The organism is Streptomyces sp. NPDC002742, assembly GCF_042888885.1.
In the GTDB taxonomy this organism is placed as follows: domain Bacteria; phylum Actinomycetota; class Actinomycetes; order Streptomycetales; family Streptomycetaceae; genus Streptomyces.
Genome location: NZ_JBIAQF010000017.1, coordinates 14,903 through 27,478, shown reverse-complemented (window position 1 = coordinate 27,478; position 12,576 = coordinate 14,903). Strand labels below are relative to the sequence as shown.

General features: G+C 71.0%; 11 protein-coding genes and 1 tRNA gene. 6 read left to right on the top strand and 6 right to left on the bottom strand.

The features are described from left to right. Positions 1 to 22: 22 nt before the first annotated feature. Together ACFYW8_RS28210 and ACFYW8_RS28205 are read right to left on the bottom strand one after the other, a co-directional pair. A complete protein-coding gene (locus ACFYW8_RS28210) occupies positions 23 to 955 on the bottom strand; it encodes a glycoside hydrolase family 11 protein (RefSeq protein WP_389082723.1) in 933 nt (310 codons plus the stop codon). Positions 956 to 1,519: 564 nt separating this feature from the next. Then, positions 1,520 to 1,607: transfer RNA gene (locus ACFYW8_RS28205), tRNA-Leu, on the bottom strand. A gap of 186 nt (positions 1,608 to 1,793) precedes the next feature. On the opposite strand from ACFYW8_RS28205, the gene ACFYW8_RS28200 reads away from it, so the two are divergent. From ACFYW8_RS28200 to ACFYW8_RS28190, 3 genes are all read left to right on the top strand, one after another. Then, positions 1,794 to 3,119: a M20/M25/M40 family metallo-hydrolase gene (locus ACFYW8_RS28200; protein WP_365875100.1), complete on the top strand. Its 1,326-nt coding sequence runs from the start codon at positions 1,794 to 1,796 to the stop codon at positions 3,117 to 3,119. Positions 3,120 to 3,334: 215 nt separating this feature from the next. Beyond that, on the top strand, positions 3,335 to 3,568 hold the full coding sequence (gene chpH, locus ACFYW8_RS28195; RefSeq protein ID WP_365875102.1) for a chaplin ChpH: 234 nt from the start codon (positions 3,335 to 3,337) through the stop codon (positions 3,566 to 3,568). 214 nt (positions 3,569 to 3,782) lie between these two features. After that, the gene (locus ACFYW8_RS28190) at positions 3,783 to 4,673 is read left to right on the top strand and encodes a chaplin family protein (RefSeq protein WP_389082209.1); all 891 of its coding nucleotides are present in this window, start codon (positions 3,783 to 3,785) and stop codon (positions 4,671 to 4,673) included. A 203-nt stretch (positions 4,674 to 4,876) separates the two neighbouring features. On the opposite strand, the gene ACFYW8_RS28185 is transcribed toward ACFYW8_RS28190, so the two are convergent. After that, positions 4,877 to 5,065 carry a DUF5703 family protein gene (locus ACFYW8_RS28185; RefSeq protein ID WP_081223519.1) on the bottom strand — a complete coding sequence of 63 codons (189 nt, stop codon included), beginning with the start codon at positions 5,063 to 5,065 and terminating at the stop codon, positions 4,877 to 4,879. 47 nt (positions 5,066 to 5,112) lie between these two features. Here ACFYW8_RS28185 and ACFYW8_RS28180 point away from each other — a divergent pair, with 47 nt between their 5' ends. Then, positions 5,113 to 5,808 (top strand): hypothetical protein, encoded by a 696-nt coding sequence (locus tag ACFYW8_RS28180; RefSeq protein WP_389082201.1) that lies wholly within the window; start codon positions 5,113 to 5,115, stop codon positions 5,806 to 5,808. Positions 5,809 to 5,925: 117 nt separating this feature from the next. Here the strand turns inward: ACFYW8_RS28180 and ACFYW8_RS28175 are convergent, their stop codons facing one another. After that, a complete protein-coding gene (locus ACFYW8_RS28175) occupies positions 5,926 to 8,202 on the bottom strand; it encodes a helix-hairpin-helix domain-containing protein (RefSeq protein WP_389082195.1) in 2,277 nt (758 codons plus the stop codon). After that, entirely contained in the window at positions 8,199 to 9,182 is a 984-nt protein-coding gene (locus tag ACFYW8_RS28170; protein ID WP_389082190.1) for an aldo/keto reductase, read from the bottom strand. The genes ACFYW8_RS28175 and ACFYW8_RS28170 overlap by 4 nt, the downstream gene beginning before the upstream one ends. A 287-nt stretch (positions 9,183 to 9,469) precedes the next feature. On the opposite strand from ACFYW8_RS28170, the gene ACFYW8_RS28165 reads away from it, so the two are divergent. Together ACFYW8_RS28165 and ACFYW8_RS28160 are read left to right on the top strand one after the other, a co-directional pair. Beyond that, on the top strand, positions 9,470 to 10,525 hold the full coding sequence (locus ACFYW8_RS28165; RefSeq protein ID WP_389082185.1) for an LLM class F420-dependent oxidoreductase: 1,056 nt from the start codon (positions 9,470 to 9,472) through the stop codon (positions 10,523 to 10,525). A gap of 226 nt (positions 10,526 to 10,751) precedes the next feature. Further along, a complete protein-coding gene (locus ACFYW8_RS28160) occupies positions 10,752 to 11,540 on the top strand; it encodes a ferritin-like domain-containing protein (protein WP_389082180.1) in 789 nt (262 codons plus the stop codon). A gap of 13 nt (positions 11,541 to 11,553) precedes the next feature. Here the strand turns inward: ACFYW8_RS28160 and corA are convergent, their stop codons facing one another. Further along, the gene (corA, locus tag ACFYW8_RS28155) at positions 11,554 to 12,552 is read right to left on the bottom strand and encodes a magnesium/cobalt transporter CorA (RefSeq protein WP_365875338.1); all 999 of its coding nucleotides are present in this window, start codon (positions 12,550 to 12,552) and stop codon (positions 11,554 to 11,556) included. Positions 12,553 to 12,576: the final 24 nt, after the last annotated feature.

Genomic DNA, 12,576 nt, shown 5'->3' with positions numbered 1-12,576 from the left:
TTCGGTCTCGGGGGTTCGGGGGTCAGCTCGTGGCGCAGGAGACCGTGGGCCAGGTCCAGTTGCCGTTGGACTGGATGGTGACGCCGAAGTTGTTCCCGCTGCCGTTGGGTTTGGCCGTGAGGACCTGGGCGCTCGGGTAGCTCGCGCTGATGTTCCAGGTGGAGAGGATCTTCGCGGGGGACGGCACGTTCATCGTCACGGTCCAGGCGCTTGAGCCGGTGACCGCGACGTTGAGGTTGTACCGGTCGCTCCACTGCTGGCCGGCGGACAGGGCCGCGGCACAGCCGCCGGTACCGCCACCGCCACCGCCGGAGCCACCTCCCGAACCGCTGTCGCCCAGAGTGATGTTGGAGTTCCCGCTGCTCTGGTATCCCTCGGTGGCGAGGATCATGTAGTAGTTGAAGCTGCCCAGGTTCATCCCGGCGCGGGCCCAGGCGTCGAAGTGGTTGCCGGTGGTGATGGTTCCACCCGTCCTCTTCGCCTGCCGGACACTCCAGTACTGGTCGAAGGTGCGCGTTCCCTCGACGGAGGGGGCGTTGGTCCGCGTCGTCTTGTAGATGTCGTACGTGCCGCCGTCGGTGGTGACGGTGCCCTTGAACGTCCCCGTGGGCCGGTAGGTGCCCCAGTTGTCGACGATGTAGTACTCCACGAGCGGGTTCGACGTCCATCCGTAGAGGGACAGGTAGCCGTTCCCGGACGGGTTGAAGGTCCCCGAGTAGGTGACACTCCTGCGTCCGCCGTTGGCCCAGCCCTTGCCGGCGACGAAGTTCCCGGTGTTGCTCCACGAGGTGCTGTAGTTGCCGCCGGAGCCCAGGTTCATGGACACCGTTCCGGGGCTGTCGGTCCAGAACGAGTAGTAGTACCCGTTGTTGGTGCCTGTCTGGTTCGAGCTGACGACCGTGTCGGCCTGGGCGGTGCCGGGCAGGGTCATCGCGGCCACGGTGACCAGCAGCATGGTGCAGACGCCGCTGATGAGCAGCCTGAAGTGACGGAACGCCCCTGAACGACCGCTGCTGCGGCTCGCCGGGTGTGCGGGTGCGTCGATCATGTGCGTGTTTCCTCCTCGTCCTCGTGGGGCCGGTGGGGGCCGGGCAACGTGACACGACTGTGCGAGGGGCTGTGCGAAGGACTTCGCGAGGGTCGCGGAACAGGAGTGACGGCGACCGCGCGTCGGCGTCACGCAACACGGCCGGACCAGTGCTCTGTGAATCGCGAACAGTGTTGATCTGGCCCTGTCAACTGTCAATGCTTTCGACGTCGAAGTCGAAACATTCGTCCGAGCCGACGGTGGCGGGAGTGGCATTTCACCTGACGGGAGGGCGTGTGAGGTCACCGTCGAGGCGACAGGTCGCCGGGTGTGCGCCCGTCAAGATCAAGACGGCCCGTGGATTCTTCGAAAGTTTCGAAACATTTCCGGATCGCCTGGCGGAGGGCCGGGGCCGGGATCGCGTGAAGGGCGGATACGGATGCGGGCGCGGCCCGGATACGCAAAAGACCCCACATGAAGTGGGGTCCCAGCTGGTGTCCGAGGGGGGACTTGAACCCCCACGCCCGATAAAGGGCACTAGCACCTCAAGCTAGCGCGTCTGCCATTCCGCCACCCGGACAAGGTGTTTGTCGCGCGGGTTTCCCTCGCGGCGACAGAGGAAACATTACCAGGCTTTCGGGGGCCTTCGATCACCCCCCGTCGTCGCGTGAACTGCGTGTGACGGGCCGGGACCGGCCTTGGGGTGCGAAGGGGATCGGGGGGAGGATGAGGGGGACCACCAGCGGCGACAGCGGGAGGAAGCAGCGTGAGCGAGAGCGGCACGACCAGGAACGTCACGGGCGAGGACGAGGTCGTGGACCTCTGTCGTGAGCTGATCCGGATCGACACCAGCAACTACGGCGACCACTCGGGCCCGGGTGAGCGCAAGGCCGCGGAGTACGTCGCCGAGAAGCTCGCCGAGGTCGGACTGGAGCCGCGCGTCTTCGAGTCGCACAAGGGCCGCGCCTCCACGGTGGCCCGCATCGAGGGCGAGGACCCCTCGCGGCCCGCGCTGCTCATCCACGGTCACACCGATGTCGTACCGGCCAACGCGGTGGACTGGACCCATCACCCCTTCTCCGGCGAGATCGCCGACGGGATGGTGTGGGGCCGCGGCGCGGTCGACATGAAGGACATGGACGCCATGACCCTGGCGGTCGTACGGGAGCGGATGCGCACCGGCCGCAAGCCTCCGCGTGACATCGTCCTCGCCTTCCTCGCCGACGAGGAGGCGGGCGGCACGTTCGGTGCCCGGCATCTGGTCGACAAGCACCCGGAGCTCTTCGAGGGCGTCACGGAGGCGATCGGCGAGGTCGGCGGATTCTCCTTCACGGTCAACGAGAAGCTGCGGCTGTACCTCGTCGAGACCGCGCAGAAGGGCATGCACTGGATGAAGCTGACCGTCGACGGCACCGCCGGACACGGTTCGATGATCCACAAGGACAACGCGATCACCGAACTGTCCGAGGCCGTCGGGCGGCTCGGCCGGCACAAGTTCCCGGTGCGCGTGACGAAGACCCTGCGGCACTTCCTCGACGAACTCGGCGACGCGCTGGGCACCGAGCTCGACCCGGAGAACATGGACGAGACGCTCGCCAGGCTCGGCGGCATCGCCAAGCTCATCGGCGCCTCCCTGCAGAACACCGCCAACCCGACCCAGCTGGGCGCCGGTTACAAGGTCAACGTCATTCCGGGTCAGGCCACCGCGCACGTCGACGGCCGCTATCTGCCGGGCTACGAGGAGGAGTTCCTCGCCGACCTCGACCGGATTCTCGGTCCCCGGGTGAAGCGCGAGGACGTGCACGCGGACAAGGCCCTGGAGACCGGCTTCGACGGCGCCCTCGTCGACGCCATGCAGACCGCGCTCGTGGCCGAGGACCCGATCGCGCGCGCCGTGCCGTACATGCTCTCGGCCGGCACCGACGCCAAGTCCTTCGCCGATCTCGGCATCCGCTGCTTCGGCTTCGCCCCGCTGAAGCTGCCCCCGGAGCTGGACTTCGCGGGCATGTTCCACGGAGTCGACGAGCGGGTCCCGGTGGACGCTCTCCAGTTCGGCGTGCGTGTACTGGACCGATTCATCGACGCGTCGTGAGGCGCGGTGGACGGGCTGTCGTGACGCGCCGCCGATGGGTTTCCCCGCCGCCGCACGGGTGGATTGCGGGGTGTTGACGCCGACAATCGCCCGTGCGTGCGGAGATCGCCCGGGACGGGTGAATGTGACCATAAGCCCATAGCTCTACTACTCCCTCCTCGTTACAGGTGTTGCGATCCGCTGCTTGGGATCGCATTTGCCTACAAGGAGGAATAATGATCAAGAAGATCGTCGCCGCCGCGGCTGCCACTGGTGGTCTGGTTCTCGCGGGTGCGGGCCTGGCCGTCGCCGACTCGGGTGCCCAGGGTGCCGCCGTGCAGTCCCCGGGTGTCGTCTCCGGCAACGTCATTCAGGTGCCTGTTCACGTCCCGGTGAACGTTTGCGGCAACACGATCTCCGTGATCGGGCTGCTGAACCCCGCCTTCGGCAACACCTGCGTCAACGACTGACGTCGTGCCTCATCCCATGAGGGGGCACCCCATGGGCCACCTCATGAGGGTCACTTCGTGAAGGTCTGAGCTGGTCGGCCCCGGAGTGCGCGCCATGCGCTCCGGGGCCGACCGGCTTTCCGCGCCACGTCCATGAGCGTGCGCGTGTTCCGGACGGTCCACGTCCCAAGGACTGATGGTCCACGTCCCAAGGACTGAAGGCAGGGATTCAGCTATGCGACAGTTCACCCGCAAGGGCCTGATGACAGTGGCGGCGGCCAGTGGTGTGCTCGCGGTCACCGGCGTCTCCGCACACGCCGACTCGGGTGCGATCGGCTCCGCGTCGAACTCTCCCGGCGTGCTGTCGGGCAACACGGTGCAGGCGCCGGTGCACGTGCCGGTCAACGTCTGCGGAAACACCGTGAGCGTCGTCGGGTTGCTCAACCCGGCGATGGGCAACACCTGCGTCAACCACGGCGGCCACAGCGGCCGGGGGACCCGCTCGGGCGGGGGTTCATCGGCCGGCGGCCACACCGCTCACTCGCCCGGGGTGGGCTCCGGCAACCACGTACAGGCGCCGGTCGATGTCCCGGTCAATGCCTGCGGCAACAGCGTGAACGTCGTGGGGATCGGCAACGCGGCGGCGGGCGACAGCTGCGCGAACGGAGCGTCCACCGGGCACCAGACGCCCCGGCCCGGCCACCCGGGCCACCCCGGGCACCCAGGTCGGCCGGGCCACCCCGACGACCCTTGTCAGCCGGGTCACTCCGAGCACCCGGGCCATCCCGGTCAGCCGGGCCACCCGGGCCATCCCGGTCAGCCTGGAATGCCCGGTGCGCCCGGCCACCCCGGAACCCCCGGGCACCCGGGTCAGCCGGGCAACCCGGGAACCCCGGGTCACTCCGGTCAGCCGGGCACGGCTCCCTCGGGCGGCGGCAAGCACCGCGGTGGAGCCTCGCAGGTCCGGCCCGTGGGCTCGACGTCCGTCGCGCGGGGCGCCTCGGAGGGTGCGGCCCAGCTCGCCCATACGGGCAATGGGCTTCCGCTCGGCGCGGTCGTGCCGGCGGGAGCCGCCGCGCTGCTGGCCGGCGCCGTGCTCTACCGCCGGGCGCGCTCGGCGGCGTAGCGGGGTGACGATGCGGTGATCACACCGGAGAGTGAAGGCGCGGACGTCGCCCGCCACAGCGTGGACGTGGCCTGATGCGGCGCGGCGCAGGCGTGACCACTGCGCGGCACGGTGGGGTGGCCGAGACTCCACAGCCCCCCGCGGCGTAGCCGACGGTGCGGGCCCCGTGATGGCGGGGCCCGCGCCGGTTCAGCGGCCTTCCGTCACCACGTGGCGCGTACCTGGCGGATGATCCGCCGACGCAACCGCACTCTGCGGCTGCCGTCACGCAGCAGGCTCAGACGGTCCAACTCCCAGTGTCCGTACTCCGCATGGTCCGTCAGCAGACGTGTCGTCTCCTTGCGGGAGACCCCGCGAGGTACGTACACGTCGACAAATTCGTATTCCGGCATCGCATCTATTGTGCGGGCAGAGGCCCTGTACGGATAGCGTCTGCACTATGTCTGATGCTGTGCAGCCCACCGCTGCCGAGGTACGTGCCGCCGCCGAGGCGGTCAAGACCGCGCTCGACCGCCACCTGGCCGCGGTCGAGCGCAGGACGGGCGATGACGACCCGGCCGTCTACGAGGCGTTCAACGAGCTCGCCGCGGCGGCCGAGGAGTACGACGAGCTCCTCTACGACCGCTATGACGAGGTCACGCCCTTCGAGATCCCCGGCAGTGACGACACGCTGCCTCCGTACACCGGACCAGAGGAGCCGAACGCGCTGAGCGTGGTGATCCGCCGGGACTACGCGGTGGTGGAGCCGCAGCGACTGCTGGCGCAGGCCCAGCGGGTGGAGGCGGTGGAGGAGGACGGCGCCACCGCCACCGAGGGCTTCGACGCGGCCGCCGGCACTGTTCACGGTGCGCTCGGGGTCCTGTTCGGAGAGTTCGAGCCGGACGAGATCGCGACCCGGCACAAGGAGTTCGGGCTGGAGGAGGGCGACTCCACGCTCTGGGTGACCGCCGCGGACGAACCGGCCGAGCCCGGTGAATGGCTGGAGGCACCGTTCGAGTCGATCGACCCGCAGCGTGTCGTCTGCCGCTTCGACGTCAGCGCGGTGTTCGACGACGAGTCGGACGACGACCTGGACGACGACCCCGGTCCCGACGGGGAGCCCGACCCCCTGGACCCGCTGGACGCGGATCGCTGAGGCCGACGCGGCACCGAGGACGTACACGGGTGGGGGTCACCGGAATACGGTGGCCCCCACCCGCCTGTTCCCGCGCACCGGTCGCACAGCGCGGCGACCACCCGGCCCCGCGCCGGATCAGCCCGCGGCGGGTGCCGGCGCCTGCGCCTTCAGCAGAGCCTGCAGCCGCGTGGTGCGCGGCTTCTGCGGAACCTCCGCCACCGCGTGCGGCAGCGCCTGCTCCACCCCGTGCACGACGGAGAGGTGACGCTCGGCCCGCCCGAAGGCCGTATACACCCACGGCCGGGTCAGGGCCGCCGCGGCGTCGCCCGGGAGCACCACGACCGCGGCGGGCCAGCGCAGGCCCACCGCCTGGTGCGCGGTGAGCGCCCAGCCGTGCCGCACGGACTGCTCGACCCGCTCCTTCGGTACGACGACGGGTACGCCCGAGCACTCCAGGTGCAGCCCCTCGGCGTCGGCCTTCACCACACGGCCCGGCAGCGTACGACCCGGTGCGGGGGAGTGGACGATCCGGTCGCCGGGGTCGAAGCCGCCGAAACGGCCCGGACCGGGGTTCAGCCGCTCCTTGAGCGCGATGTTCAGCGCGTGGGTGCCCACCGCGCCGCCGTGCCCCGGGGTGATCACCTGCGTCTGCTCGGCCGGGATGCCGATCGCGCGCGGCACCGAGTCCGCGACCAGCTGAACCGTCCGGTGCACCGCTTCCCCTGCGTCGCGCACCGGGACGATCACGACCTCCTTGCCGGGCGCCTCGACCTGGTTGAGCTCGCCGATGCCGACCCCGGAGACCAGTTCGCCGATGGGTCCCGGGTCAGGCGTCCGCGAGGCCACCTGCGGGCAGGCGCGGGCGGCGAGCAGATCCGCGAAGACCCGGCCGGGGCCCGCCGACCAGAGCACCGCCGGATCACCGCTCAGCACGAGGCGCGCCCCGTCCGGCAGCGACTCCGCGATCATCGCCGCCGTCTCGACGTCGAGCTGCGGTGCGTCGAGGACGACCAGGACGTCCAGGTCCAGGGCGCCCTCCGGGTCCCGGCCCGGCCCCTCGGTGCCGGAGAGCAGCCCGGCGACGGTGGCGACACCGGTCGCCGCGCCGTCCGTGGGGCTGTCCGCGGAGCCGTCGGCCGATTCGTGCCGGGCCAGTCGGGCGGCGAAGCCGTCGCGGCCGTCCGCGGTGTGCGTGGCGGCCCAGCCGCGCAGGCCGAGCCCACGGATCGCGTGCAGCAGCGCAGCCGTCTCGGACCGGGAGGCGTCGCCACCGGTGTGGAGCACCAGACCGTGAGCGGCGACCGCTCGGATCAGCTCCCCGGCGGAGCGGGGGGCCGCAGCCGCGGCCCGCTCCCAGTCGGCGGCCGAACCGTCCTCCTTCGGCACCGAGTTCATCACCCGGGCGAGTCCGTCGGCGAGGCTCTCCTCGGCCAGCGCGTACCGCTCCAGGCCGATCAGGATCCGCACCGGGCGCTCCTGCGGTTCCTCCGCGTCGTCCTCGGGCGCCGGGGCCGGGGGAGCCGTGTCCATCGCGTCCTGGAAGACCAGGGCCTCGCCCTCCGCGAGAGCGCCCTGCACGGCGGCGTCCGGGTCCGGGACCGAGCGCTGGGAGAGGGCTGCGGTGAGGGCCGGGGCGTCCAGCGCGGTGTGCCCGGCGACGGCCGCCTGCTCCAGCAGCCACACGGTCAGTGCCATGCCACGACGCTCGTCGTCCGGGCCGCACTCCGCGCCGAGCAGCGCCCGGGCGAACCCGTCGGCCTGCTCGGGCCGCACTCCGGGGACCCGCAGCAACTGCCAGGGGTCCTGGCGCAGCCGGTCGTCGGCGCCCTCGCCCAGGACGGCGACGACCTGTGCCGCGAGCGCTTCGGGGGCGCCGCCCCCGGCCAGCACGGCACGGACGGCCCCGACGGCCTCCGGCGCGGCGGCCGGTGCCGGTGCGGGCACGGGCTGCGGCCGCCGTACGGGCTCGGTCGCGGCCCTGCGCGGTGTGGGCTCCGGTTCGCGGAAGGCGGTGGCCACGGGCTTCTCGCCGCTCTCCACGGCCCGCACCGCCGCGAGCAGGTCCGCGGCCGAGCCGCTGAGCTTGCTCCCGGCCTCGATCGGCGCCTGCTTCTCGGCCTTCCGCCGCTCGATCCGCTCCCGCTCCACACGCTGGGCCGCCAGCTCGGCGGCGGCCTCGGACAACTGGGCGGCGCCCTCGGCGGTTTCGGCCCCCGCGACGGCCTGCGTACCGTCGGCGGCCTCCGCGTCAGCGCCCGTCTCCGTGCCCTCGCCCCCGGAGACGTCCCCGTCTCCGGAGCGCGTGTCCGCGTGGTCCACGTCCTCGCCCGTGGTCTGCGGGGCGTCGGCGGCCGTGTCCGCGCCCGGCGTCCCCGGCTCCGCGTCCTCCGTGGTCTCGGGCTCCGTGCTCACAGCGTGCTCCAGTCGTGATCGGGATAGTGGTGCACCGGGGCCGACACGTCGTCGAGCGCCCGGCAGATCTCGTCAGGAAGACTAAGGGTCTCCACTGACAACGCGGCCGTGAGCTGCTGCGCGTTGCGCGCGCCGACGATGGGGGCGACGACCCCGGGCCGGTCGCGGACCCAGGCGAGCGCCACCTGGAGCGCGGTCACCGCGAGCCCGTCCGCCGCGGTCGTCACCGCCTCCACGATGCCGCTCGCCGTGTCGTCGAGATACGGCGCGACGAACGGCGCGAGGTGCTCCGAGCCGCCCCGGGAGTCGGTCGGCGTCCCGCCCCGGTACTTGCCGGTGAGCACGCCGCGCCCGAGCGGCGAGGAGGGCAGCAGTCCGATGCCCAGGTCGAGGGCTGCGGGCAGCACCTCCCGCTCGATGCCGCGCTGGAGCAGGGAGTACTCCATCTGCGTACTGGCCAGCCGAGTGCGTATACCGGGCGCCGCGAGCTGCCAGGTGGCGGCCTTGGCGAGCTGCCAGCCGCAGAAGTTGGACACGCCCGCGTAGCGCGCGCGGCCGCTGCTGACGGCCAGGTCGAGAGCCTGGAGGGTCTCTTCGAGCGGCGTGCAGGGGTCGTAGGCGTGGACGTGCCACAGGTCCACGTAGTCCGTGCCCAGGCGGGCGAGCGAGGCGTCCAGGGCCGACAGCAGATGACTGCGCGAGCCGTCGAAGCGGCGGTCCGGGTCGCGTACGCTCCCCGCCTTCGTCGAGATGACCAGGTCCCGGCGCGGAACGAGCCCCTCCATGAGCTGCCCGAGCAGGTACTCGGCCTCCCCGTCCCCGTACACGTCCGCGGTGTCGACGAGGGTCCCGCCCGCTTCCCAGAACGTCTTCAAGAGGTCCGCGGCGTCATGCTCGTCGGTGTCCCGCCCCCACGTGAGGGTGCCGAGCCCGATCCGGGAAACACGCAGGCCGGTACGGCCGAGATGCCTCTGCTCCATGGACGCCGAGATTACTGTCCGGCACCGGTCGTGTGGGGGCCTGTGGACAACCGAAATCTCACCGATCGCCGCACGTGACGACAGGTGGCGCGGGCCGGGGTCCGACACCCGTGCACGCGGGCCCGCGCGAGGGGCGGCGCCGGTCGTGGGTGAAGGGCGGCGGCGGCCGGCGCGACAGCCCTCCGCACCCGTGCCGAGAACGCGAACGTGCCGCTCCCCGCCCGGGGCGCCCGCACGCTAGGGTCTCGGGCACAAGGGACGTTACTGATCGGTAAGGGGAATCGGCCATGCAGCTCGGCATCAATCTCGGCTACTGGGGCGCCGGAATGGACGCGGACAATCTCGCCGTCGCCCAGGAGGCCGACCGGCTCGGATACGCCGTCTGCTGGGCCGCCGAGGCCTACGGCTCCGACGCGGCCACCGTGCTCAGCTGGGTCGCCGCCCAGACCGAGCGCATCGACGTAGGTTCGGCCATCTTCCAGATCCCGGCCCGTCAGCCCGCGATGACCGCGATGACCGCAGCGACGCTGGACTCTCTGTCGGGGGGCCGCTTCCGCCTCGGCCTCGGTGTCTCCGGGCCGCAGGTCTCCGAGGGCTGGTACGGCGTCAAGTTCGACAAGCCGCTGGCCCGCACCCGCGAGTACGTGGAGATCGTGCGCAAGGCGATGACGCGCGAGCGGCTGTCGTTCGAGGGCGAGCACTGGACCCTGCCGCTGCCGGGCGGTCCGGGCAAGCCGCTCAAGCTGACCGTGCACCCGGAGCGCGAGCACATCCCGCTGTACATCGCCGCGATCGGCCCGAAGAACCTGGAGCAGACCGGCGAGATCGCGGACGGCGCGCTGCTCATCTTCCCCTCCGCCGAGCACCTCGAGGACACCGCGATCAAGTACCTGCGCGCGGGCCGCGAGAAGGCCGGGAAGTCGATGGAGGGGTTCGACGTGTGTCCGACCCTTCCGCTCGCCCTCGGCGCCGACAAGGACGTTCCCGCGCTCGCCGACATGTTCCGCCCGTACACCGCGCTGTACGTCGGCGGAATGGGAAGCCGCAAGCAGAACTTCTACAACCAGCTCGCGCAGCGCATGGGCTACGAGAAGGAAGCCGCGGAGATCCAGGACAAGTACCTGTCCGGCGACAAGGAGGGCGCCGCCGCCGCCATCCCGCACGCGCTGATCGACCAGACGACGCTGCTCGGCTCGGTGGACCGCATCGCCGACCGCATGAAGGCGTACGCCGCCGCCGGGGTCACCACGCTCACGCTGGCCCCCGCCGGCTTCACGATGGAGGACCGGATCGCCTCGCTGCGGGCCGGCTCCGACGCCCTGGAGCGCGCCGGACTCGCGTAACCACGCCGGAACGGCGCCGGGAAAGTTCTGCGGCCGTGGTGGGGGCTCGGGGGTCTTCCCCGCCACGGCCGTCACGGGGAACAACGCGCCGACGGCCCCTTGGTTACGCGCCGGGGCCCGCCTCGTCGTCCATCGTTCGGCGGATTCGTCCGACACATCGGTTGCCGGGGCGCGAACATCCTATTTGACTCGTTTTCTGCACAACTCTGCAGAGAGGGTGTCAATGATGCTGTCCGCCAAGAGTCTGTTCCAGGAGATCCTCGGCAACGACGAGTCGTACCGGCTCTTCTGTTCCATCGCCGCCAGCGGGGAGTCACAGGGCGGCTGGGAGAACGCCCGGATCGCCGCACTGGTCCCGGTCGGCGAACGCGGGCTCGCCCCCAAGATCGCCCGGCACGGCGCCGACGAGGACAAGCACGGGCGGATCTTCAACGCCCTCATGAGGAAGCGCGGCCTCGAACCCGTCGAGGTCCCGCCCGACACCGACTACACGAGGCTCCTGGAGCGGCACGGCATCGGTCTGGCGCACGACAAGCTCAAGAGCGACCAGCCGCTCACCGTGCCGGACATCCTCACCTATCTGGCCCACAGCCGGGTCACCGAACAGCGCGCCTCCGAGCAGATGGACCTGCTGCGCCGGCACTTCGCCGGCCACCCTGATATCGGGCGCGCGGTGAAGATGATCTCGGCCGACGAGGACAACCACCTCGCCTACTGCCACGAGGAACTGCTGCGCCTCGCGTACGCAGGCCACGGCCGCGCCATCCAGCGGGCCCTGCGCGAGTGCGCCCTGGCCGAGATCCGTGTCTACCGGGACGTCAGCCTCGCCGTGATGGCCCACATGGGGCGCCTCCTCGGCTGGTCCGGGGCGAGGGCGACCGTCCTCGTGGCGGGCATCCACGCCGTGTACGCGTACGAGCGGGCCGCGGGCTGGCGCCGGATGGTCTCCCTGAAGATGCCCGAACGGCGCGGCGCGCTGAACGGCCCCGTGACGACGGCACCGGAATTCGCCTGAACCGCACGCGGGCCTACAGCCAGCCCCGCCGCTTGAAGAGCCGGAACAGCGCGAACTCCAGGACGACCATGCACACGATCACCGCCGGATACGACCACAGCCAGTGCAGCTCGGGCATGTGGTCGAAGTTCATCCCGTAGATCCCCGCGATCATCGTGGGGACCGCAGCCATGGCCGCCCACGCGGAGATCTTCCGCATGTCGTCGTTCTGCCGCACGCTCATCTGCGCCAGATGCGCCGAGAGGATGTCCGAAACCAGCCGGTCCAGGCCCTCCACGGACTCGTTGACCCGCAGCAGATGGTCGTTCACGTCGCGGAAGAAGGGCTGCGCCCTGCCCTCCACGAACGGCACGTCCGCTCCCTTGAGACCCGAGCCCGAGAGCCGGGTCAGCGGAACCGCCAGCGGGACCGTCGCCCGGCGGAACTCCTGCACCTGCCGCTTGAACGCGTAGATCCGCGACGCGGTGTTCCGCGAGCCGCCGAGCTGCGGCGAGAAGACCTCCGCCTCCAACTCCTCCAGGTCGGTGCCGAGCTCGGTCGCCACCTCCAGGTAGTGGTCCACCGCGGCGTCCGCGATCGCGTAGAGCACCGCCGTCGGCCCGTGCCGCAGCATCTCGGGGTCCGACTCCAGACGCCGCCGGACCGACGCGAGGGGCGACTCCTCGCCGTGCCGCACGGTCACCACGAACGAGTCGCCGACGAAGACCATGACCTCACCGGACGTGACGGTGTCGCTCTCCGGCTCGTACGACACCGGTTTGAGAACCACGAAGAGCGAGTCCTCGTACACCTCCAGCTTGGGGCGCTGATGGGCCTTGAGAGCGTCCTCGACCGCCAGCGGATGGAGCCCGAACTCCTCCGTGACCAGGTCGAACTCCTTTTCCGTGGGCTCGTGGAGGCCGATCCACACGAAGGAGTCGCCCCCGGCACGGCACCGCGCCAGGGCGTCGGAGAGGTCGTCGGGGCCCTCCGTCCGCCGGCCGTCACGGTAGATGGCGCAGTCGACGATCACGGAGCGCATTCTCCTTTCGATGGG